Annotated in this window: 17 protein-coding genes and 1 tRNA gene; 11 read left to right on the plus strand and 7 right to left on the minus strand. The window is 33.7% G+C overall.

Annotated features, from left to right (window positions below; all coding sequences use genetic code 11):
* The first annotated feature begins 20 nt into the window (after positions 1 to 20).
* Complete coding sequence (hisI, locus tag NMSP_RS01020) at positions 21 to 347, plus strand: phosphoribosyl-AMP cyclohydrolase (RefSeq protein ID WP_086907060.1); 327 nt, start codon at positions 21 to 23, stop codon at positions 345 to 347.
* Between the two features lies 1 nt (position 348).
* On the opposite strand, the gene NMSP_RS01025 is transcribed toward hisI, so the two are convergent.
* The gene (locus NMSP_RS01025) at positions 349 to 903 is read right to left on the minus strand and encodes a hypothetical protein (protein WP_152023795.1); all 555 of its coding nucleotides are present in this window, start codon (positions 901 to 903) and stop codon (positions 349 to 351) included.
* A 206-nt stretch (positions 904 to 1109) separates the two neighbouring features.
* On the opposite strand from NMSP_RS01025, the gene NMSP_RS01030 reads away from it, so the two are divergent.
* The 8 genes from NMSP_RS01030 to NMSP_RS01065 all read left to right on the plus strand — a co-directional run bounded on the left by NMSP_RS01030 (position 1110) and on the right by NMSP_RS01065 (position 16073).
* A complete protein-coding gene (locus NMSP_RS01030) occupies positions 1110 to 2324 on the plus strand; it encodes a threonine synthase (protein WP_086907062.1) in 1215 nt (404 codons plus the stop codon).
* 1 nt (position 2325) lies between these two features.
* Entirely contained in the window at positions 2326 to 3648 is a 1323-nt protein-coding gene (locus NMSP_RS01035; RefSeq protein WP_086907063.1) for a ThiF family adenylyltransferase, read from the plus strand.
* 209 nt (positions 3649 to 3857) lie between these two features.
* Complete coding sequence (locus NMSP_RS01040) at positions 3858 to 8435, plus strand: hypothetical protein (protein ID WP_086907064.1); 4578 nt, start codon at positions 3858 to 3860, stop codon at positions 8433 to 8435.
* Positions 8436 to 8575: 140 nt separating this feature from the next.
* Complete coding sequence (locus NMSP_RS01045; RefSeq protein WP_225971295.1) at positions 8576 to 9514, plus strand: methyl-accepting chemotaxis protein; 939 nt, start codon at positions 8576 to 8578, stop codon at positions 9512 to 9514.
* Between the two features lie 8 nt (positions 9515 to 9522).
* Positions 9523 to 13326 (plus strand): S8 family serine peptidase, encoded by a 3804-nt coding sequence (locus NMSP_RS01050; RefSeq protein WP_086907066.1) that lies wholly within the window; start codon positions 9523 to 9525, stop codon positions 13324 to 13326.
* Between the two features lie 45 nt (positions 13327 to 13371).
* Entirely contained in the window at positions 13372 to 13977 is a 606-nt protein-coding gene (locus NMSP_RS01055; protein ID WP_086907067.1) for a Rieske (2Fe-2S) protein, read from the plus strand.
* Positions 13961 to 15559 (plus strand): cytochrome b, encoded by a 1599-nt coding sequence (locus NMSP_RS01060; RefSeq protein ID WP_086907068.1) that lies wholly within the window; start codon positions 13961 to 13963, stop codon positions 15557 to 15559. Before NMSP_RS01055 ends, NMSP_RS01060 begins: the two co-directional genes overlap by 17 nt.
* A 52-nt stretch (positions 15560 to 15611) precedes the next feature.
* Positions 15612 to 16073, plus strand: coding sequence for a cupredoxin domain-containing protein (locus NMSP_RS01065; protein WP_086907069.1), 462 nt, complete (start codon positions 15612 to 15614; stop codon positions 16071 to 16073).
* On the opposite strand, the gene NMSP_RS01070 is transcribed toward NMSP_RS01065, so the two are convergent.
* The 4 genes from NMSP_RS01070 to NMSP_RS01085 form a co-directional block, all read right to left on the minus strand.
* Positions 16070 to 16420 carry a hypothetical protein gene (locus NMSP_RS01070; protein ID WP_086907070.1) on the minus strand — a complete coding sequence of 117 codons (351 nt, stop codon included), beginning with the start codon at positions 16418 to 16420 and terminating at the stop codon, positions 16070 to 16072. The genes NMSP_RS01065 and NMSP_RS01070 overlap by 4 nt on opposite strands.
* A gap of 40 nt (positions 16421 to 16460) precedes the next feature.
* Positions 16461 to 16535: transfer RNA gene (locus NMSP_RS01075), tRNA-Arg, on the minus strand.
* Between the two features lie 33 nt (positions 16536 to 16568).
* Entirely contained in the window at positions 16569 to 17411 is an 843-nt protein-coding gene (locus NMSP_RS01080; RefSeq protein ID WP_086907071.1) for a DNA-3-methyladenine glycosylase family protein, read from the minus strand.
* Position 17412: 1 nt separating this feature from the next.
* A complete protein-coding gene (locus tag NMSP_RS01085) occupies positions 17413 to 18678 on the minus strand; it encodes an MBL fold metallo-hydrolase (RefSeq protein ID WP_086907072.1) in 1266 nt (421 codons plus the stop codon).
* Between the two features lie 112 nt (positions 18679 to 18790).
* On the opposite strand from NMSP_RS01085, the gene NMSP_RS01090 reads away from it, so the two are divergent.
* Together NMSP_RS01090 and NMSP_RS01095 are read left to right on the plus strand one after the other, a co-directional pair.
* Positions 18791 to 19003, plus strand: a complete 213-nt coding sequence (locus tag NMSP_RS01090) for a hypothetical protein (protein ID WP_067958139.1) — start codon at positions 18791 to 18793, stop codon at positions 19001 to 19003.
* A gap of 137 nt (positions 19004 to 19140) precedes the next feature.
* Complete coding sequence (locus NMSP_RS01095; protein ID WP_007403030.1) at positions 19141 to 19443, plus strand: ATP-binding protein; 303 nt, start codon at positions 19141 to 19143, stop codon at positions 19441 to 19443.
* A 52-nt stretch (positions 19444 to 19495) separates the two neighbouring features.
* Here the strand turns inward: NMSP_RS01095 and tgtA are convergent, their stop codons facing one another.
* Together tgtA and NMSP_RS01105 are read right to left on the minus strand one after the other, a co-directional pair.
* Positions 19496 to 21007: a tRNA guanosine(15) transglycosylase TgtA gene (gene tgtA / locus NMSP_RS01100; protein ID WP_086907073.1), complete on the minus strand. Its 1512-nt coding sequence runs from the start codon at positions 21005 to 21007 to the stop codon at positions 19496 to 19498.
* A gap of 31 nt (positions 21008 to 21038) precedes the next feature.
* Positions 21039 to 21587: an adenylate kinase family protein gene (locus NMSP_RS01105; protein WP_086907074.1), complete on the minus strand. Its 549-nt coding sequence runs from the start codon at positions 21585 to 21587 to the stop codon at positions 21039 to 21041.
* Positions 21588 to 21612 lie beyond the last annotated feature (25 nt).

Consider the following 21612-nt stretch of genomic DNA (forward strand, 5'->3'; position numbering starts at 1 on the left):
AATTATCTTTAGATATGGGTATGAACAAATCTATTGATGAAATTGATTTTGAAAAAAGTGGTGGAATTGTGCCTGTAATTGTTCAAGATGCAAATTCAAAAGATGTTTTGACTTTGGCTTATTCTAATAAGGAATCTTTAGAACTTGCAAAAAAAACTGGCAAGTCATGGTTTTGGAGCCGTTCAAGAAATAAACTTTGGATGAAAGGTGAAGAATCTGGCAATACACAAAAAATTAAAGAAATTTTAGTTGACTGTGATTTTGATGCAATAATCTATTTGGTTGAACCATCCGGTCCAGCTTGTCATACTGGCGAAAAAGTTTGTTTTCATCACGAATTAAAATAATTTAGCATACCGATTCAAATGAATAATCCATTCCAGGAATCATTTCGTCTATTATTTTGAATTGTATGCTTTCTAAATTAACTCCTTCAAAGATTACTTCCCAATTTCCCACCAAGTCATCTGCTGTACAAAATTGTCTTGATAAAGAGGGATAAATTCCAAAATACACGTTCTGTTGTGATTCCCCACCTCTAAAATCTATTGTTTTGTATATCTGTCCATGAGTAAAATTAGTAATTTTTGAAATTATTAATTTACCTCTAACATTTTCATTCATTTCATCAAAGTTGATGAAAACTTTTTCTCCTAAAACATATTGACTTCGATCTATCTTAATTGGTCCAGAACTCGGCCAATCTCTCTTAGCTGGTACATAGGGAGAATCTGATTCATCATTCTTAATTTTATCTTCTTCTATTTTTTTTAACATACTGCTAATTTCATCTGTTCCTTCAAATTTAGATGAAGTTTTATTTTCATCAATTTGTGTTAAACTAAATACAATTATTCCAATTGTTATAACTACAGATATGACAATTATTATTTTATTATTCACAAAATCTTTTTTGTACAAATCAGTAAAAACTTTACTTGATTTTCATTTAATTAAATTTTTCTTATAATTTCGTATTTTTCTCACTTTTATGTTGATTTTATAATGATTTTATACTATATTTTTATTATATTAATTTAGAATAAAGTTAAGTAATACTTAATTTAATATTAGGATTTTTTATTATCTAATTAAAGGAAGAATTGATCTTGACTAGAACTTCACTTCAATGTAGGGAATGTAAAAAGGAGTATGAAACTGCCTTCAAATATGTTTGTGATGACTGTTTTGGTCCATTAGATGTAAAGTATGATTTTCCAACTATAACAAAAGATATGTTTGCTAATCGTGAACAAACGTATTGGAGATATTTTGAATTACTCCCAATTGAAAATAAATCAAATATCGTAAGTATTGATGCTGGAATGACCCCTCTTGTCAAAGCAGAGAATCTTGGAAAAAAATTGGGATTAAATAATTTATACATAAAAAATGATTCTGTTAATCCGACATTCTCATTTAAAGACAGACCAGCTGGTGTTGCAATTTCAAAAGCAAAAGAACTTGGTTTAACTGCAGTTGGATGTGCATCCACTGGTAATTTAGCTTCTGCAACTGCAGCACATGCCGCAAGAGCTGGATTACCATGTCATGTATTTGCACCAAGTAATATTGAAATAGCAAAAATTGCACAGGCATTATCCTATGGTGCAAATTACATTGCAGTTGATGGAACTTATGATGATGCAAATAGAATTGCAGCTCAAATCGGTGACAGTAAAGGAATTGGTGTAGTTAACATTAACATGCGTTCACATTACGTTGAAGGTTCTAAAACATTTTCATATGAAGTTGCAGAACAACTTGATTGGCAAGTACCTGATCAATTAATTGTACCTGTAGGAAGTGGTGCAATGCTTAATGCAATTTGTAAAGGATTTGAAGAATTACAAACTGTTTCACTACTTGGGGATGTATCAAATATGCATATGATTGCAGCACAACCACATGGCTGTGCACCTATTGTTGATGCCTTTAAGAATAATTCTAAAGAAGTAATTCCAGTTGAAAATCCTGACACTGTTGCTAAGAGTTTAGCAATTGGTGATCCTGGAGACGGTAGATATGTTTTGAAAAGACTTCAACAATACAATGGATTTGCAGAAGAATGTAACAATAAAGAAATTTTAGATGCAATACTTCTTTTGGCTAAAACTGAAGGAATATTTACAGAACCAGCAGGTGGTGTATCTGTTTCAGTATTACAAAAAATGGTTGAACAAGGTAAGATTGATAAAAATGACAAAGTAGTTTGCTATGTTACTGGAAATGGTCTGAAAGCAACTGAATCAATTATGGAAATATTGCCTAAACCTACTGTTTATCAGCCAAACATTAAAGAAATCTCGGCTGTGGTTCAATAATATGGCAAATATCACATTTACAATTCCTTCAGTTCTAAATGCTGGTGGCGGCGAGAAAAAAACTGAAATCTCAGCAGATTCTCTACAGGATGCTTTTATCAAAATATCAGAAATTCAAGGTGATGATTTTAAGCGCAGAGTACTAGAGGCTGATAACACACCACGCTCTTTGATTAATATCTACATTAATGGAAAAAATGCAAAATTTGCTAGTGGAATGGAAACTCCGTTAAATGATGGTGATGAAGTCTATATTTTACCTGCAGTTGCTGGCGGTTCTGAGGATTTATCTTCAAAAGAACTGGATCGATACTCTCGTCAAGTAATGCTTGAAGAAATTGGTTTTAACGGTCAACTAAAATTAAAAAATTCTAAAGTTTGTGTTGTGGGAACTGGTGGATTAGGACATCCAATAATTACAAGATTGACTGCAATGGGAGTCGGTACATTAAGAATTGTTGATAGAGATGTTATTGAATTATCTAATTTACATAGACAAACATTGTTTGATGAAGATGATGTCGGACAAGTAAAAGTTGAAGCAGCTGCAAAAAAATTAAAAAAATTAAATTCTGAATGTAACATCGAAGCACTAACAGTTTCAGTAAATGATTACACTGCACTTGAAGTTGTTGAAGGCTGTGATGTTGTAATTGATGCACTTGATTCAGTAAATGCACGTTATGCATTAAACAAAGCTTGTGTTAAATTTGGAATTCCTTTTGTAACTGGAGCTGCAGTTGGAACATCAGGACAAGCATTTACAATTTTACCAAAAGAATCTGCATGTTACTATTGCATGTTTCCTGCACTTGATGAAGAGACAATGCCAACTTGTAGTATTGAAGGTGTACATCCATCAATACTTTCCATCATGGGTGGAATAGAAGTTGCAGAAGCTGTCAAAGTAATTACAGGAAAAAAACCAAATCTATCAAACAGAATTTTACATATTGATTTAGAAAATTTAGATTTTAACAGCACAAGAACTTTTAGAGCTGATGAATGTCCCATTTGTGGAACTGGAAAATTAGAAGTTGTTGAAAAACAAGAATTAATTTTAGAAGAATTATGTGGACGAAACAGAGGAAAGAGAACTTACTCTATCACTCCAACTGAAACTTTTGATTTGGATTCTGCAAGTGTTTCAGCTGTTGCAAAAGAAAAAGGATTCTTAGTTGAAAATTTAGGTGACTTGGGCTTATCTATGAGAACAAATGAATTATCTGTTAATTTTATGAAAAGGGGATCTGCAGTTGTTGTTGGATCAAAAGATGAATCTGATGCAATTACTCTGTACAAGACTCTATTATCAAAAAATTAGGCTGTAAATATTTCATAAATACTTAGTAAATCTTATAAAATATTGTTATATGATCTAAATATTCTTATGAATTATAATAAATTGGGACAAATTATATGGAAATTATAAAAAATCTAAAAAATAGATGAAATAATCACAAAAAACAGTCAATTTGTGGACAAATCGTCCATTAGCCTTAAATACAAATTTTTTCGAAAAATATCAATAACATGAATAACGAAATAGGACGTAAATTAACTAGTCTTACGCTAATGACAATAATGTTAGCCGGTGGTATGACCATTGCAGCACCTTCAATGATGCCGCAAGCAGCAGCCGCAGGTGCATTATATGTCTCCGCAGAAAACGCAATGTTCAACAACACCTTCGGTGGTGCACAAATCATTGAAGTTGTAGTATTTAGTGGACAAGATGAAACAGATGAAGAACAAGGTGAGCCAGTCGTTAAAGTAGATGAAAATCTACTTAGAATGGCTCAAGGTGTTGACGGCAACTGGTACGGTTACTTCGGTGATTCCACCGCAGTAGCTGCAGCAGATACCGCAACAAACAACTTGGACTTTGGTATCGATGATGTTCCATTACAACTTGGAGCTAACGATGCAGCCTTTGAATCCGTTAACATATATCTTAACGCAACAACAGGTGTCATCACAAACCCACCAGTACTATCTAACTTCAATAACACAATCGCAAAACAATCACTTCCAGATGTTGGCGGTGCTACTGCAGCTCAATTAGTTGATGCAGCATATAGTATCGGTCAAATTGGATTGGTTGATTCTGCAGGTTGGAAAAACACCTTACCTGATAATGGTACCGATGAATCTCAATGGCCTATGATCCAATTGTATGACTTTACAAGTGGTGATTATACCTTTGATGTTGTTTATGAACAAGCCGGAACAGATGAGAGAGTTACATTAACTCACGATTCTTCCGATTTAGATGATTATGCAAGTTTGACATTAGATAGAAGCGCAGCCTCACAAGGTTCCGATGTCCATCTAACAATTACTGATAACCAACTAAACATCGACCCAACTGCTGAAGATATTATTATCTTCAAAGTAACAGCAGGTTCTGAAAGTGTATCATTCACTGACAGAGATGCCACTGCTACTTACAGAGCCTACGATAACTACTTCGATGACAATGGAAAATTAATCATTGATTACGATGCTAACAGTGTCGGAACCAATGTACTCGTTAACGACGCAACTTTAGATGATGCAACAGCTGACGCTAACTTAGTATTCTATGAATACGGTGAGAACAGTGGTATCTTCTTAAATACCGACGATAACGATGATTCAAACCTTGACATCGCAAGCTATGCTAAAAGAGGCACTACTGCTATGTTTGATTACAACGATTCAGCACAATCTTTGATTGTTGCACAAGACTTCGGTGTAATTGAAATGGATGCAGCATCTGTTGGTGACGAATGGAATTCCGGTGAAGCTTTGACAGTTACACTTATTGATCAAGATCTCAACAAGAACACTCTTGTTGATGAAGATATAGTTCTAAGTGGTAATACAACAAGAACACATTTAGTTCCATCCTTACAAATTGGTAGTCCGCTATCAATTACAGCAAGTGGTGATAATATTGAAGCTGTTTCCTCATTCAGTAAAATTGCATATTATACTAATGCAACTATTCCTGAAACAGCAGGAAACGGAGTCAACTTTACTATCTACACTGGTTACACAGGAACAGAACTAAATGCTATTGATACTGTAAACACATACTTCTCATGGGACTTTTCATCTTTCGCTAACAGTACAAACCCTGTTACCGGAGTATGTTTAGCCAATGCAACTCCTGATTACATTGCATGTTCATCAGCACCAGAAGCAACCTTACTAGGTACTACTGATAATGGTGACGATGCAAAAGGTATCGTGGAGATTACACAACCATATGGAAGTACTGGTGAATTAACAGTACATGTACAAATGACACAAAACCACGGTGGTGATGAAGCAAGTTTCCCAATGGTCTCTTTGCCAGTCGTCGCTGATGTTTTCTCATTTGGTTCTGACGGTACCAATAACGCAATCTACAGACTCCTCTTAGAGGAAACTGATGATAATACAGCAACATTTAGCGGTACAATTGAATACACTATGTTGACACAAATCAACGTTAATAGTGATACATTGTACTCAGGCCTTGAAGTCATTGATCAAGATATCGACGTAATTGTCGAACAAGACATGACTGACGAGGATTCACTTAGAGTCAATTACCTTGACCTAGGTGCAGATGGTGTTAGTACTCAAATTGCAGATCAAGTAGAAGCTCCAACACACAGTGGTGTAGTTTCATTTGATCTTGACAATTACAAGATTGGTGATACTGTTGTTGTAACCTTAGACGATCAAGATATGAATGAAGATTCTGAACTAATTGACGTCTACACTACCCAGGCAACTGGTGATGTAGTCGGTTCCGGTACCTCCTTGGCAACCGGTTTAGTTCTCGATATTACTTATGACGATGAAACATGGGTCGACAACGTTGAAGGTAACTGCAATGCTGCAGTAACTGGTGACGATGGTCTCCATGCAACAGGCTTTACATTGTTAGAGACTGCTGCTGATTCTGGTATCTTTACCGGTAGCTTCCAAGTCCCAACCAATTATTGTAGCCAAGCTAGCGATAGCGTAATTACAGTAACTGGTACAGACATTGAAGTCAACTATCAAGATTTCAGAAACTCATCTGGTGAATCTACAGAAGTAGGAGATGGTGCAAGCATTAATGCAAACACCGGTTCTGTTGCTTTTGATAGAACAGTCTACCCAGTTCCATACGGTTCTGTTACAGGAGCACAATTCCTTGAACACGCAACTGCAGGTACTGCTGACTTAGCACAAGGTGATGTCACTGTACACGTTAGAGTAACCGATGCTGACTACAACGTATCAGCAATGGGTGAAGATACTATCAGTGATACTACTGTCGTACTTAAAATCGAAAGAGGATCTAATTCTACTACCTTAGCAACAATTGGTAACGGTGCAAATCCAATCACCGAAGTTTCACCAGATTCTGGTGTCTTCGAGTATGATCAGACTGTAACATTTACTGACGGACCAACAAATTCATGTCCATCAGTATTCACCGGATTATCAAGTGGTAACGGATGTATCTTACAAGGTGATATTATCACTGCAACATACACCGACCAAAACGATGCTTCAGGTAAATCACAAACTGTAACTGACTCTGCTACTTTTGACCTTAGAAACGGTGTATTACAATCCGACAAATCTGTCTACTTAATTGGTTCAGATATGATCTTAACCTTAATTGAGCCAGACTTTGACCTCGATAATGATGCAGCAAACTCTGCTCCACTTAACTTGATTGAGTGGGACAGTGATGCCGCAACTACTACCTTAAATGGTAACGAATCTGGTGGCGATAGCACTGCTAACGCAGCTGCATTCGATCCAGAGCCTTCTGAACTCCGAGAAACAGGTGACTCTACTGGAATCTTCCAAGTAGTCATTGAAATCCCAGAGACATTAAGTTCTGAGAAACTAGATAGAGGTGAAATGGTCGAATTAGAATATACTGATTGGGGTCCAGCCGGAGCTGACTATGTTGGACAAGAGGATGAGGATATAGGTTTAGTTATCTATACTTCTAACTTTGGTGCAACAATAGAACTCGATCAAAAAGTATACACATGGACTGACAAAGTCTACATCACAATTGTCGCCCCTGACCATAACATGGACAGCGGTTTAGTTGACGAAATTGGTAACACTAGTGACGACCCAATAAAGGTCTCAACTAGAGGTAACGAATTAGATCAATACAAACTCGTTGAATCAGGAGCTGACACTGGTATCTTTATCGGTGAGGTAACACTCGCAGGTATGACACACGATGCAGATGGTGACGGTTCAAATGATATTGATAGCACTCCTACCGCCTTAACGACCGGTTCCGGTCCAACAGAAGGTAAGATTGCAACAACTGATAACGACGGACTTACTGTCTCCTTTGAATTCTCAGAGGATGAAACAGTTGTAGGTTCAGCACTTATCAGATGGAATATCGGTGAAGTACAATGGCTCGAGGCCAGCTATCCAGCAAGCGGAACAGGTGTTGTAAGAGTAATTGACGCAGATATGAACTTAAACCCAGAGGCAATCGACAACTTTGAAGTTGACGCTTGGTCTGACTCCGACGCCGGAGGTATTGACCTTACCGTAACTGAAACTAATGAGGCAACTGGAATTTTCGAGGGTACAGTATTCTTTACTACTACCAACGATTCTTCCGGTCATAGACTCAGAGTAGCAGAAGGTGACACGATCACCGCAGAATACGAGGACAATACATTACCTGATCCATATACTACTGCAGATGAACTTGATATCACAGCCACATCACTAATCGGTACTGTTGTACCACCTCTCGAGAGAGCACCAGCTGCTAACTTGAGAACTGTTGATGCATTCGGTAACAGCTTAAACGCTGTTAGCGTTGACCAACAAGTACAACTAACTGCTGACTTAGCAAATGGTCAAGATAGAGAGCAATCATTCGCATACTTAGTACAAGTTCAGGATGGTGACGGTGTAACAGTCTCACTCGCATGGATTACAGGTTCACTATCTAGTGGTCAATCATTCAGCCCTGCATTATCATGGATTCCAGCCGATAGCGGTAGCTACACAGCAACTGCATTCGTATGGGAATCAGTAGATAATCCAACGGCATTATCACCACCAGTTAGTACAACAATAAGTGTACAGTAAGAATAACTAGTTCTAATTTTCCTTTTTTTCTTTTTTTAAATATCTCTCAACTAAGGTCATGCACAATTTTTCAAAAGTAATATCTAGGAGTAGATTAGAAATAAATTAAATTGAATTACTTTGTTTTACTTTCTTTTCTTTTGATATTTCTATTAATTCCAATTCAGGATTCTTTCTCAGAGTTAGAAATTTCTACAAATAGTAAAGTCTATTCTCCTGATCATACTTTACAAGTTTACGGAAATGGATTAGCAGAAGAAAATTTAATTTTAAGACTTTTTGCACCAGATGAATCTATTACTAAATTTGAACAAATACAAACAAACTCTGATGGTAGTTTTAATCATCAATTGTTAACTTGGCCTGAACCTTCATCTATTGTTCCATATGGAACTTATGTAGTCGAAGTATTAAGTACAGAACAAAATGGTTTATCCAAAAAAATTGAAATTACATTTTCATCAACAACAGAATTAGTTTCAGTTGCAATAGAAAGACAAATTGATACTGTTGTATTTGCACCTGATACTGGTGCAATTAACCAATCATTTCGTGTATTTATTCAAACAACTCGTGATGGACTAAATATAGGAAATGACCCAATTGAACTTCTTGAAAATTCTCAACTGCATTTGCCTGATGGTTCATCATTATCTTTAAAAGATTATTTTAGGACATTATATGCTGGAGTTTATTATTTTGATTACACTCCAAGACAAGAAGGAACTCATGTTTTTCAAATTTCTGTTTTTAATGAGGGAATTTCCTCAAAAGGTTTTGGAGCAACTCATGTCTTGAGTCAAAATCTTGGTGGAATCAACAAACAAATCAGTAAACTCAATTCTATTTTGGATGAAACTTCTACTGAATTAAATATTTTAAAATCTGAAATTTCAGGATTTGATGATACTTTGTCTTCAGCAAGTACAAACATCAATGACAGTACTGATAATATTTCAGAATCTGTCAATTCTATTGAAGAAGCATCATCTCAATTAAATTCCTTATTATTTCCAATTATAGCTTCTATAGGAATAATAGTTGCATTACAAATTACAATTATTGCAAGACGAAGATAGTTTGAATTATGCAAAAATCTGAAATCAAGTTATCTATAGTTTTAACTCTTTTTTTTCTTTTTTCTCCAATTAGTGCACATGCAATTTCATTTGATGAACAGAATCTTACTGATAATTCAGAAAATAAAATAATTGTTGATTCAAACATTATTGATATTGAACCTAATCTTTTTCTTGAAAATAATTATAAGAGATATTTGATTTTTGGTTCAACTTCATTACCCGATAACATGAAAAATAATTCCATGTATGATGTTGAATCTGATTATGGTTTTTTTTCTGTTTCATTACTTTCAGAAATAACTGCATCCAATTTAATTTCTCAAGGATACTATGTAATTGAAGACTCTAGATTAGATTTTCATCAATCTGAAGAAAAAATATCTGATGTGTCACGAATTGGTGATATTACTGGCTCAACTATTGCAAAACAAAAATACAATTCAACTGGAAATGATATTGTTATTGCTATTGTAGATACAGGTGTTGATTTTTCAAATCCTGACATTCAACATTCACTTGCACGAGATGAATTTAATCGCCCAATTATGTTGGATCCTGATGGACAAGGAATTATTTTAACAAATGCAACTTTTGTAGCAAACATTAGTCAATATGACACAATTCAAAATTTTACAAAACCAATTTCAGAAAATGTAACTTCATCTGTTTATCATACACGAGATGGTGTTTTTCTTGATATATCTCAACAAGGAAAAGAAACAATAATTCAGGTTTACAATTCGTTCTTCCCTCAGTTTGGTTCTTCTATAATTTTTAATGGAACTCTGTCTAATGACATGAAAATTGGGCACAGTGTTACCAATTTTATCAAATCCCAAAGTGGAATATATCATCTTGGTGTAATGTATCAAGGTGGATTATTTGATAAAATTCAAGTTGTTCCTGTTTTAGTTGTTGATTCTACTTCTTCTGGCATTTACGATACTGTGATTCCTGATCTTAGTACTTCTTGGGAAGATTATACTAGGGATACTTCAGATTCAAATCAAAAATCTAATTATGATTTTGATTTTACTGATGAAATTCCTATTGTTTTGGGAAGTGGAAACGAGTTTTTAGTTTATGATTACAATGATGATGGAAAAAATGATTTTAGTGCGGGAACAATAGGTGCAAATGTTTTAGATGTTTATGGCGTAATCAAAAATAATTCTACAACTATTGATGACTCTCTTAATGCAATTAATGGTACATTACTTCCTCCAATAGATCCTGATGGAAATTTTTTTGGTGTAATGACTGATTTTATGGGACATGGAACATCTAGTGCAGCATCTATTACTTCAAGAGGTATTGAAACTTATGATATTTACAATGACACAAAAAAATATTCTATAATTGGAGTTGCACCCGATGCAAAAATTTTACCAGTAAAGGCATTGTGGTTTGGTGATACTGTTTATGGTTGGTTATGGGCAGCAGGATTTACAAATAATGAGGATAGTTGGGAATTCTCAGGAAAACCTAGAGTAGATATTATATCTAACAGTTGGGGAATTTCTAATTTTCCAAATTTAAAATATGCTCCTGGCATGGATATTTTGTCTTTAATTCTTAGTGTTCTTTCTACACCTCATTCCTTACATGATGATTATCCTGGTGTAACAATAATTTCTAGTGCCGGTAATTCTGGTCATGGGTACGGAACTATTGGATTACCTAATGCTTCACCGTTTGGAATTTCTGTTGGAGCAACCACAAATAATGTGTTTGTTGGATATGGTCCATTTGAGGATCAACCAAGATTTGGAAACAATACAATTCATCATGATCATGTAGTTGATTTTTCAAGCCGAGGTCCCAGTTTGATTGGTGATCCTAAACCTGATTTAATGAGTATTGGTGCACATGGATTTGTTCCTTCAAATATTTTAAAAGAATCTAAAGATTCACAAGATGAATCTTTCTCGTTATTTGGTGGAACTAGTATGGCTGCCCCAATAGTTTCAGGTAGTGCTGCAATTTTGATGGAAGAAATGAAAAAACAATATCAGGATTATGATTCATTTACAATTAAAAATATTCTAATGTCAACTGCAACGGATTTACATAATGATCCTTTTACTCAGGGTTCTGGATTGGCAAATATTGAATCTGCTTTAGATTATGTTCACGGTACCAATGGATTTTTCATTGTTCACAATAATGCATCTTATGAAAATATAAAAAAAATTCTTGAACCTTCAATGATAAATATTAATTCAACTAAAATTGGATTAGAAAAGTTCCAATTTTCTTCAAAATCATTCCCTATGACTAGTTGGTTTGCAGGCCAAATACTTCCTGGTGAACGAACTACAACTACTTTTACAATAGATAATCCTAGCAATAATACATTAATAATTAATTTAGAACCACAAACTATTTCATTAATAAAACGTTCAAGTTTAGATAGTCAAACAATTACTCAACAACAAGATTCTATTTTAAATAAAACTGGAATTTTTTCTCCAAACTATGTTAAATTGTCAGATGTAACAAACAATGCTGAACTAGGAGATTTTTTTGATTCTGAAAATCCCATACCTGATGATTCTTCACTAATGATATTAAATCTCAATTTCCCATTTACTCAATTTATGAATTCCACAGCTGATGTATATGCTGATGATCTAAAAATTTCTTCATTATATCTTTATGATTGGATTGACAAAAATAACAATACTGAAGTGACTTCTGATGAATTATCTATGGTTAACAGAGCTGGTTCATGGGGTACGGTTCAAGAATTACGAGTTTCGGAACCTAAAGAAAAATTTGAAGGAGAACCTCTAGTTGGTGTTTATCCTGTTCCATCTCGTTATTCTTATTGGTTAGGTGACACAAACCAAAATTCAACATCAATGGATTATACCTTATCTGCAAGTTATTACAAAAATAATATCTGGTCTGTTTTGTGGCCTGATTCCAAAGTAATTGAAGTTTCACCAAATAATTCTGCAAATGTAGATGTTACATTAATTGTTCCAGATAATTATCAAACTGGTGTTTATCAGGGATTTTTAAATTTTAAGAGCGATATTCATTCTGTTAATGCACCTGTATCTTTTGTTGTAAAAGAATCTGTCACAAAACTAGATTCTGTTATTTCTGTTGAAGGAACTTTAACTGATGATGTACTTTATGGAAATGGATTTACAAAAGGCGCATTTGATATGTCTAATCGATATATGGCAGGAGATTGGAGACAATATTATTTTGATATTCAAAATGAACTTGTTGATTCTGCAATCATAGAACTTTCATGGAATTCTGATGATACCAATTTTGGTATGTTTGTAATGGATCCGTTTGGAAAAATTATTCAAACAAATGTTCCATCTGGAGTTTTTGGTCATTTTCTTGGATGGCCTTCACTTGATTGGTTAGGAAATTCTCTCTTTAGTCAAGGTGGTGGGTTTTATCCTGTAAAAAATAAAGATTATACCTCAACAGTACTTAATGTTCCAATTAATCAAACTGGAACTTACACATTATTAACACATTCAACATTGTTTGGAGGAAATTCAACTACTGAACCAATTACACTTAAAGCAAAATTTACAAATCTTTCATCAGAAATTATTGTTAGTGAAAATATTCTTCCATTAGAATCAATTGTTACAGATTCAGAAAATTTAACTAAAATCACTGAACTCAAAAATCATACTATGGGAATTTCAGAAAATGAACCGTTATCTCAAACTAGTGATAATTCTGATTTTGAAATTGGATTATTCATGGGAATTATTGTTGGTGCAGCGATCGGAATCTCCATGATTTTGATATTTAGGCAAAAAAATACCTAAAATTCAAACAAGGTTTATATCCATTTTGTCGAGTATTCTAGCTGAATGTCAGAGGCTGAGACTAAAAAATCTGAGGGTCTGTCCCGAAGAGATTTTCTAAGATTAATGGGTGCCGCAGGCACAGGTCTGGCTTTTGCACCATTTATCCCATTTGGAGACTATATGCCAAATCCAAATCAGGCATCTTTGGAAAAAGTTCCTGTTATTTTACCTGATGGTTCACATGCAAATTTGAATAGCTATGAAATTAATTCTGCACAAGTAATTACATATCCTGCAACTGGAGATGCTGCACTTGATGCAGAAGCATTTCGTAAATGGCAATTCATTAGACTTCCAGAAGAACTAGGTGGAGGAAAAAGTGATGCAACAAGCATTCGTGCATACAGTATGATTTGTCTTCATCTTTGGTGTTTGTGGAAATATTGGCCTGATGATGGAAGAAAGAGAGGTGAATGCCCTTGTCATGGAAGTATGTATGATCCACTAACTGGAACAGCATTTGTTGGACCTGCATCATTGCAAGCAGCACCATCAGATACTTTACCTGAATTAACTTTAGAAGTTGATTCCGATGGATTTGTTTACATTTTACCACCTAAATTTGACGCAAACAGTAATGGAGTAATTGGATATGGCCGTTTCACTTAGTAGACATACGGGTATAGTGGCCCTACTTTATTGGATTTGGGATGGAGTAGATAGAACTATTTTTACAGCTATAAAGTTTTCTTTCCCTGCAAGATTTGTAAGTCCATTTGGATTTTTAGGAATGTTAACATTTACTGTATTTATCATCCTTGGAGTTTCAGGAGCTCTGCTCATGTTTTACTATCAACCAATATTAGATAGAGCGTGGGACAGTGTTGAATTCATTAATGATGAAGTACCATTTGGTTTTCATATTAGAAACATACACTATCATGGTTCTAATGCCATGGTTTTACTTGCAGTTCTTCACATGTATTATCAATACTTTAGTGGAAGATACAAAATTAGAAATGAAGTTTTATGGATGACAGGTGTTATTTTAGGTGTTGTTACTATCCTTGAGGCCTTTACCGGTTATGATGTTATATTTAGTGAAAGAGCAGAACTTGCAATCAGTATTGCAGCGTCGCTGACAACATCCATACCTGTAGTTGGTCCTACAATTCGAGATGCGGCGCTGGGTAGTGGATTTTCAGATTTCGTTTTAAGGTTCTATGCACAACATGTGTTCTTGCTACCTATTGTAATGCTGGGATTAATGGCAGTACACTTCCCAAGATTCCTTGTGTTTGATGTTCCAATGGTGATGGCAATTGGTGGTGCAATTTTGATCACTGGTGGTGTTTTCCCAATTGATTTAGGATTCAAATTTGAACCCACGGTACCTCCAGGAGTAACAGTACCTGAGTGGTATCTTACTGGAATTTACGCTTTTATGAGAACTCAATATGATAAGTTTGTTACAGGTTTACTGTGGCCACTAGTGTTTATCATATCACTGGTATTGATTCCATTCCTTGACAGATACAAGAAATTTTCATGGAGGGATAGACCAATGGTTACTGCATTTGGAATTACTAGTCTTGCACAGATTATGGTAACTACCTATTGGGGATTCTACATTTCTCCAGACGTATCAATTCCATTAGTAGAGCGTTTGGTAATTGATCCAATATTCTTCTACGGAACAATGTTATTGTTAGTTCCATTAGGATTCGGATTCACATACATGATGATTAAACTTGCAAACGAAGCAGAAAGAAAATCCAAACTAGCAAAAAGTGCTGGCCCACAAAAGGTTGCAACTATCAACTTATCTGACAAATGGATTAACTGGCTACTTGTTGCACTATTGGCATTCCAAGTGTTCCTCAACATTGCAGCTTATAATGCAGCATTAACAGGAATGAAGAATGTTTCACTATTCTTGGTTGGAATAATCTTGTTGGTATTTGCAGCATTCTTCCATATCTACAGATATGCGCTAGCCCAACAAAAGAATGCACCACCACCAGCACCTGTTAAAATTGAAGAGGACTTGCCAGAATTATCCGAATCTGAAACAACCCCTGAAATTACTGGTGATGCAACTAGTGAAGCCTCTAAACTTCCAGATGGCACTTCTGAAGAAAAACCTCAAGAGTTGGCACCAACAGTTCCAACACCAACAACTAAAGCTGATTTGAATACTGAAACAAGTAATGATCCTAATTTAGGATCTCAAGATCTAACAAAACCTTGATTACAAAAATTCTAACCAAGCTTTATAAGAACTTGGAAAATCTACAGAAATTATGAGTGCTACTACATCAAGTCATGCATATGGTATTGGTGTAATTGCATTAATTATTGGAATGGGTGCTGTACTTGTATTTTATACTTCATTTTGGCTTCCAGAATCTTTAGAAAAACCTTCTGTCGATATCCATATTTTGGAACCAACTGAAAATTTCATTATTAGCATTGCACAAGGTGCAGCAACAGAAGGAAACCCTAGTTATGTTCCAAACAAACCTACGATCACATTAACGATAGATAATCATGTGATTTGGATGAATGATGATGATACTCCTCACACTGTTACTGCAGATCATAGACACATGGATTCGTATAGTGGTGAATTTGGTTCTGCAGGAGTTGTAATGCCAGGAGAATCATATGAATTCATTTTCACAGAACCTCAAGAACTTCATTATCACTGTGATCCACATCCATGGATGATTGGCTCTTTAGTTGTAGAAAAAAGTAGGTTCTAGTTTGAATATTTAGCAAAAATTATTTTGCTCTCAATTTCCTTATGTTGTTCTATTATTGACACTCTAAATTTTACTTCATAGTCTTGTGTTGGTTCAAATTCAATAACTGCAGAAAATTCTGCTTTGTTTTCAGGCATTGTATCTTTATTGATAAATAATCTAGAAACGTGCTGTGATATCTTTTTTTGATTGTAAGATTTGTAAATGATATGTTCATTTGAGTCTAAAATTGTTGTATTAACTACTACACCATCATATCGTCCAGGATATGATACATCAATCGTACCAACAATCTCTGAATTTTGATGTATGTCCGTTGAATTTAGCTTAAATTCTAAATCTCCCATATTGGAACTTTGTTTAATTCTGAATAAATAATTTGTTAAGTGGGCCCAAAGGGCTTCGATCCCTTGACCATTGGATTAGAAGTCCAACACTCTATCCATGCTGAGCTATAGGCCCAGAAACCTACCAATTAATTGACATTTTAAGGGTTTACAGCCATTTTTTTTCATAATTTTCTCTTTCCATTTTAAATAAAAATTGCTGAGCATATCCACAATATTGACCAAAATAATCTACAATTTTTTTATGAAGTATTTCATATTGCTTTTCTGTAATTGTTTTTGTTTCAATGTGAAATTCATTTGAATAATACTTTTCTAAAATTTTAATCATCCACGTATCTAATGGAAATGCATCTAATTTATTTAATGAAAATAACATAATGCAATCTGCCACTTTATTTCCTACTCCTGGAATTAACCTGAGATTTCTTTTTGTTTCATTATAATCACTATTTTTTAAATATTCAAAATTAATTTTTTTTGAAGTGACCATTTTTGCTGCCTCTTTGATAAATGGAGCTCTGTATCCTACTCCACAAATTTTAATTTCATCTATTGATGCTCTTGCAATTTTTTCAGGTCTTGGAAATAAATAAAATTCTTCATTTTGTACAACCAATTTAGTACCGAATTTTTTTGAAATTTTTTCTAAACTGTTTTTAATTTTTTGAATATTAGAATTTGATGAAATAATAAAAGAAATCATACATTGAAAAGGATCTTGATTGAAAAGTCTTAATCCTTCATACTGCCTTATAGCTTTTTTTACTGTTTTATCTTTTGAAATTGATTTAATTATTTTTTGAATATCATCATTTTTTCTAAAAAAATCTGTTTTTGTATTTTGAATTGATTCAATTTTACCTCCTTGACTGATTTTTAATATATTTTGACCATCTATTCCATACCAATTCTTTTTAATTTTTTTCCACAGAAAAACTTGACCACTATTAATTGAATTATCTATGTCTATAGTGAATTTATTTTTCATCTTAAATGGTTATTTTGTCATTAACCATTGGAGCGTATGCCTCTAAACCAAACTGCTCATGAATCTCTTGAGCAAATATTTGACATGATTCTGAATCTCCGTGAACTGCCCAAACCTTTGGATTTCCTTTAATTGTTTTAATCATTTCAAATAACTCCTTTCTATCTGCATGGCCTGAAAATTGGAATTGTTTTACTTCTGCTTGAACATTAAGATCTTTTCCTCTAGTTGATACTTTTCCTGTATCTAGTAGTTTTTTCCCTGGTGTGCCATCACCTTGATATGAAACTAATGCAATTCCATTTTTACTGTCAAATGATAATTGTTGTAAGTAGTATACTGCATTTCCTCCAACTAGCATTCCAGCTGGTGAAATTACAACACATGGTTCGCCCATTGCACGCTTTCTTTCTGCATGTTCTCTAATTGCAGTTGAACTTTTAATTGCTTCAGCAAATATTTTTGGATCTCTAAGGTAATCTGGATTTTTAAACATTATTTCATTTACTTTTAATGCCATTCCATCCATTATGATTTTATGTTTAAAATTTGCACTTCGTAAAATGCATGCCATTTCTTGAGAACGTTCAACTGAAAATGATGGAATAAACAATATTCCTTTTCTGTCCATTACTTCGTTTGCAAATTCAATTAATTGTTGTTCTGATGTTTTTCTAGGTATTTGTTCTGTTTTAGCATATGTGCTTTCTGTGATTAGTAAATCTATTTCCCCTATGTCTGTATCCATTTCTCGTAACATTCTTGAACCATTTGTTTTAATGTCTCCTGTATAGAATAACTTCTTTTTTTCTGATTCTACTAAAACTGTACTTCCACCAATAACGTGACCTGATTCTCTGAATTCAAAAGTTGCATTTCCTTTTGTTACTTTTTGTTTAAATCCAATTTCTTTTGCATTTTTCATCATGTTATTTAATTCAGGCAAGTCAAATGGATGTGAATTTTTTTCAATTTTTAACATATCATTAATCAACAATTTTGAAAGATCAAATGTTGGTGGAGTTGCATAAACATCTGTATTCCCACTTACAAATAATGATGGAACGTTTCCGGAATGATCTAAATGAGCATGAGTAATTATGATTGCATCTAGGTCCTTAGGTTTAACATGTAATGGATATTGTGGGGGTGAACCTCTTTTCCCAAACATTACCCCATAATCTAATAATAATTTGGTACCATTACAGTCCACTAAAAATCCTGATCTGCCTACTTCATTTGCAGCACCTAATACTTGTACTTCCAAGGCTTTGATGCGTTTTTATCGTCCTTAAAACCTTTTTAGAATACTCCCGATCATTATATCTGATATAGAATCGACAAAAGCTTTAATTAGTGACAGCTAAGAATGGATCCTCATGGGAAGAACCTATGATGAATGGATAGCACAACAAGACCAAGCTGTCGTAGCAAAAACTCGTGCAGGTGACGAAGGAAATAAAGTACTTCTAAACCAGATCAATTGGATTTGGGTTAACAATCTTATGAACAAGAAAGCAGACCTAAACCCATCATCCGCAGAATTACTCGATTGGGTAACCTCTGGTCAAATTGATGCAATGAGAAAATAAACGTGAATACACGTTAATTTTTTATTTTTAATTTTTAATTATGTATTCTGCGCATAATTTTTTGACGATCATTTTCATAACAGGGTTATGATATTCAATCATGGTTTAAATAGCTATATTGATATTTTATTTTTGTAATGCCAATAGCAATACTTCCAGACATTGATGAACAAAGATGTATCGGATGTGCACTATGTGTAGAAATCTGTACAACTCTTGGTCCTGATGTCCTTAGGGTAAAACCTGTTGAAGGCTGGAAGAGAGGTAAAGCATTTGTTTTCTACCCAGAAAGATGTATTTCTGATGGTGCATGCATCGGTGTATGCCCAACAAAATCAATCTTTTGGATGAGACCAATGAATTACACTGCTGGACAACCAGTACCTCTTCACAAAAACGGTATCTTCATCAAAGGTTGGGCAGAAGACGCAGCACTTTAAGTGTAAATCTTTTAGCACATTCTTTTTATTTTTATTTGTTAAAGTAATTCTTTTACCCGAATGATTTTTTCTTAATCTCTTTTGGCAATATTTTTACAAAATATTTTAAAAATTCATCTTTTTTGTTATAATGTATCTCTAAAAATTTATTTTTGTTAAAGAACTCTTCCCAAGTTTTTTCAAATTCTGTAAATTCTTCTGGAATATATTTAATTCTGGATGCTACATGATGTGATGCAGGAAACATATCTGAAATCTCAATTGGAATTAATCCTAGATGAGGACTGTATTGACATACTTGAAATGAATCAAAGTCCTTCACTTTCTTTTTTAATGCCAAATATTCTGGAGATAGATATCCTGGTTTAGTACTGGATTCTTTAGTAATCAATAATCTCTTTTTCTTGGATTTGAATTTTCTAACAATATTGTGAAATGATTGTATTTCTGGACGAAATTGATCATATTTATCATACAGGAAAATTGCTCTTTCTTTGAATTTTGGAGTTCCTAAACCTAAAAATTCATAATTTTCAGTCATCACATCTATCATTTCAAATAATTTAGGATGGGCTCTGGCTTTTTTTATCACATATTCCCATAATCTTCCTTCATGAATAGCTTGTTTTACTTTATCCACTTCTAGTTTGATTGCATACAAATTATGAATTGCTAATTCGTTAATTTTTGTTGTTTCTTCTAATTGTCGTAATTTTTCAGGAGTATACTTGCTACATATTTCACAATTACAAGGAAATATTTCAATATCTGATAAATATCGTGTCCCATCTTCTGTAATGTATCTCAGTTGTTTAGCATACAGCATGTATGAAGCTGAATCAAATGAATCACATCCTAAAGCTATGGCAAACGGTATTGTAAGTGGATGACCAGCTCCAAAAAGATGTAGTGGAACTGATTCTGGCATTTGTTTTTTAGCAGATACAATCATTTGTGCTAGCAATCTATATTCATAAGATTCCATAAATTCAACAGGACTTCCCAATGCTAACATTTTGAAACCCATGTCGATTAACCCTTTAGTTGATTTTGATACTAGATCAAAATGTTCGCCACCTTGAATAGGACCAATCCAAATCTGCCCATTATCTTTACTATCATCAAGAGTTTGTTTACAAACTTTCAAAGTATGTTTTACATACGATTCAGCTTTTTTAATTGGTAATCCATATCCTGTTGGTTTATCTAGTGGTATTGCAAAATCTGTTAATATTCCTGTCTCAAAGTTTGCCATATCAGGTGGTAGAACTTCTAAGTCACCGTATTCTAATACTTGATATCCGCCAGAATCTGTCATAATTGACTTATCAAAATCAATTATTTTGTGAATTCCTTTTTTTACTGCTTCATCGCCATAATTATTTTTTGTAATGTATGCGTTTGTGATCACAACATCAAATCCAATTTCTTTAATTTTTTTTGATGGAATTGTTTGTTTTACTGGATGAATTACAGGAACAAATGCAGGTGTGTTAATTTTACCATGATTTGTGTACATGATTCCTATTCTTCCAGCAAGATCTGTTTTAGAAATTTGAAACAATTACTTTAAGAAAATTAAAGGCGTTATTTAATCAATGAGTAAAAAATTTTTCTAAATCGTTATTTTTTGTTACCAAATCTAACCAATCCACTTGTTCACCATTTCCTTTTTCAGAAATAATTTGCAATACTTTTTCAACTACTTGTTCTATGTTTTTTTCACTAACATCAATTTGAAATGCTTTTTCTTCAAATTTTTCTATTGTATCATGAGTAATTATCCCTAAAATTTCACTACCTACATTTTCTTTAATTTTATTTTCTGAATAATCTCTTTCTTTGTAAACTGATTCCAAATGATATGGGTTTCTTCTTAATATGATGATTTTTTTGACTTGATTTTTTTCTAAAACATATGGTGCTAAATGGCCTACAACAATTTTTTCATCTAATTTCATCTCTTTTACAATAATGGCAAGTTTTTGAGTATCCACGTCATTGGTATTTTCTCTTTTCTCCATTACCTCTGAATCTTTTGCAATAACATTGATATCAATTATTGACAGATTCATCTTTTTTGAAATTTTTTTTGTAATTGTATGTTTACCAACGCCTGGATTTCCAGTTATTACTATTGACATAATTTAAAATTATTAGAACTAGATT

Origin of the sequence: Candidatus Nitrosomarinus catalina (assembly GCF_002156965.1) — an archaeon.
In the GTDB taxonomy this organism is placed as follows: Archaea; Thermoproteota; Nitrososphaeria; order Nitrososphaerales; family Nitrosopumilaceae; genus Nitrosopumilus; species Nitrosopumilus catalinensis.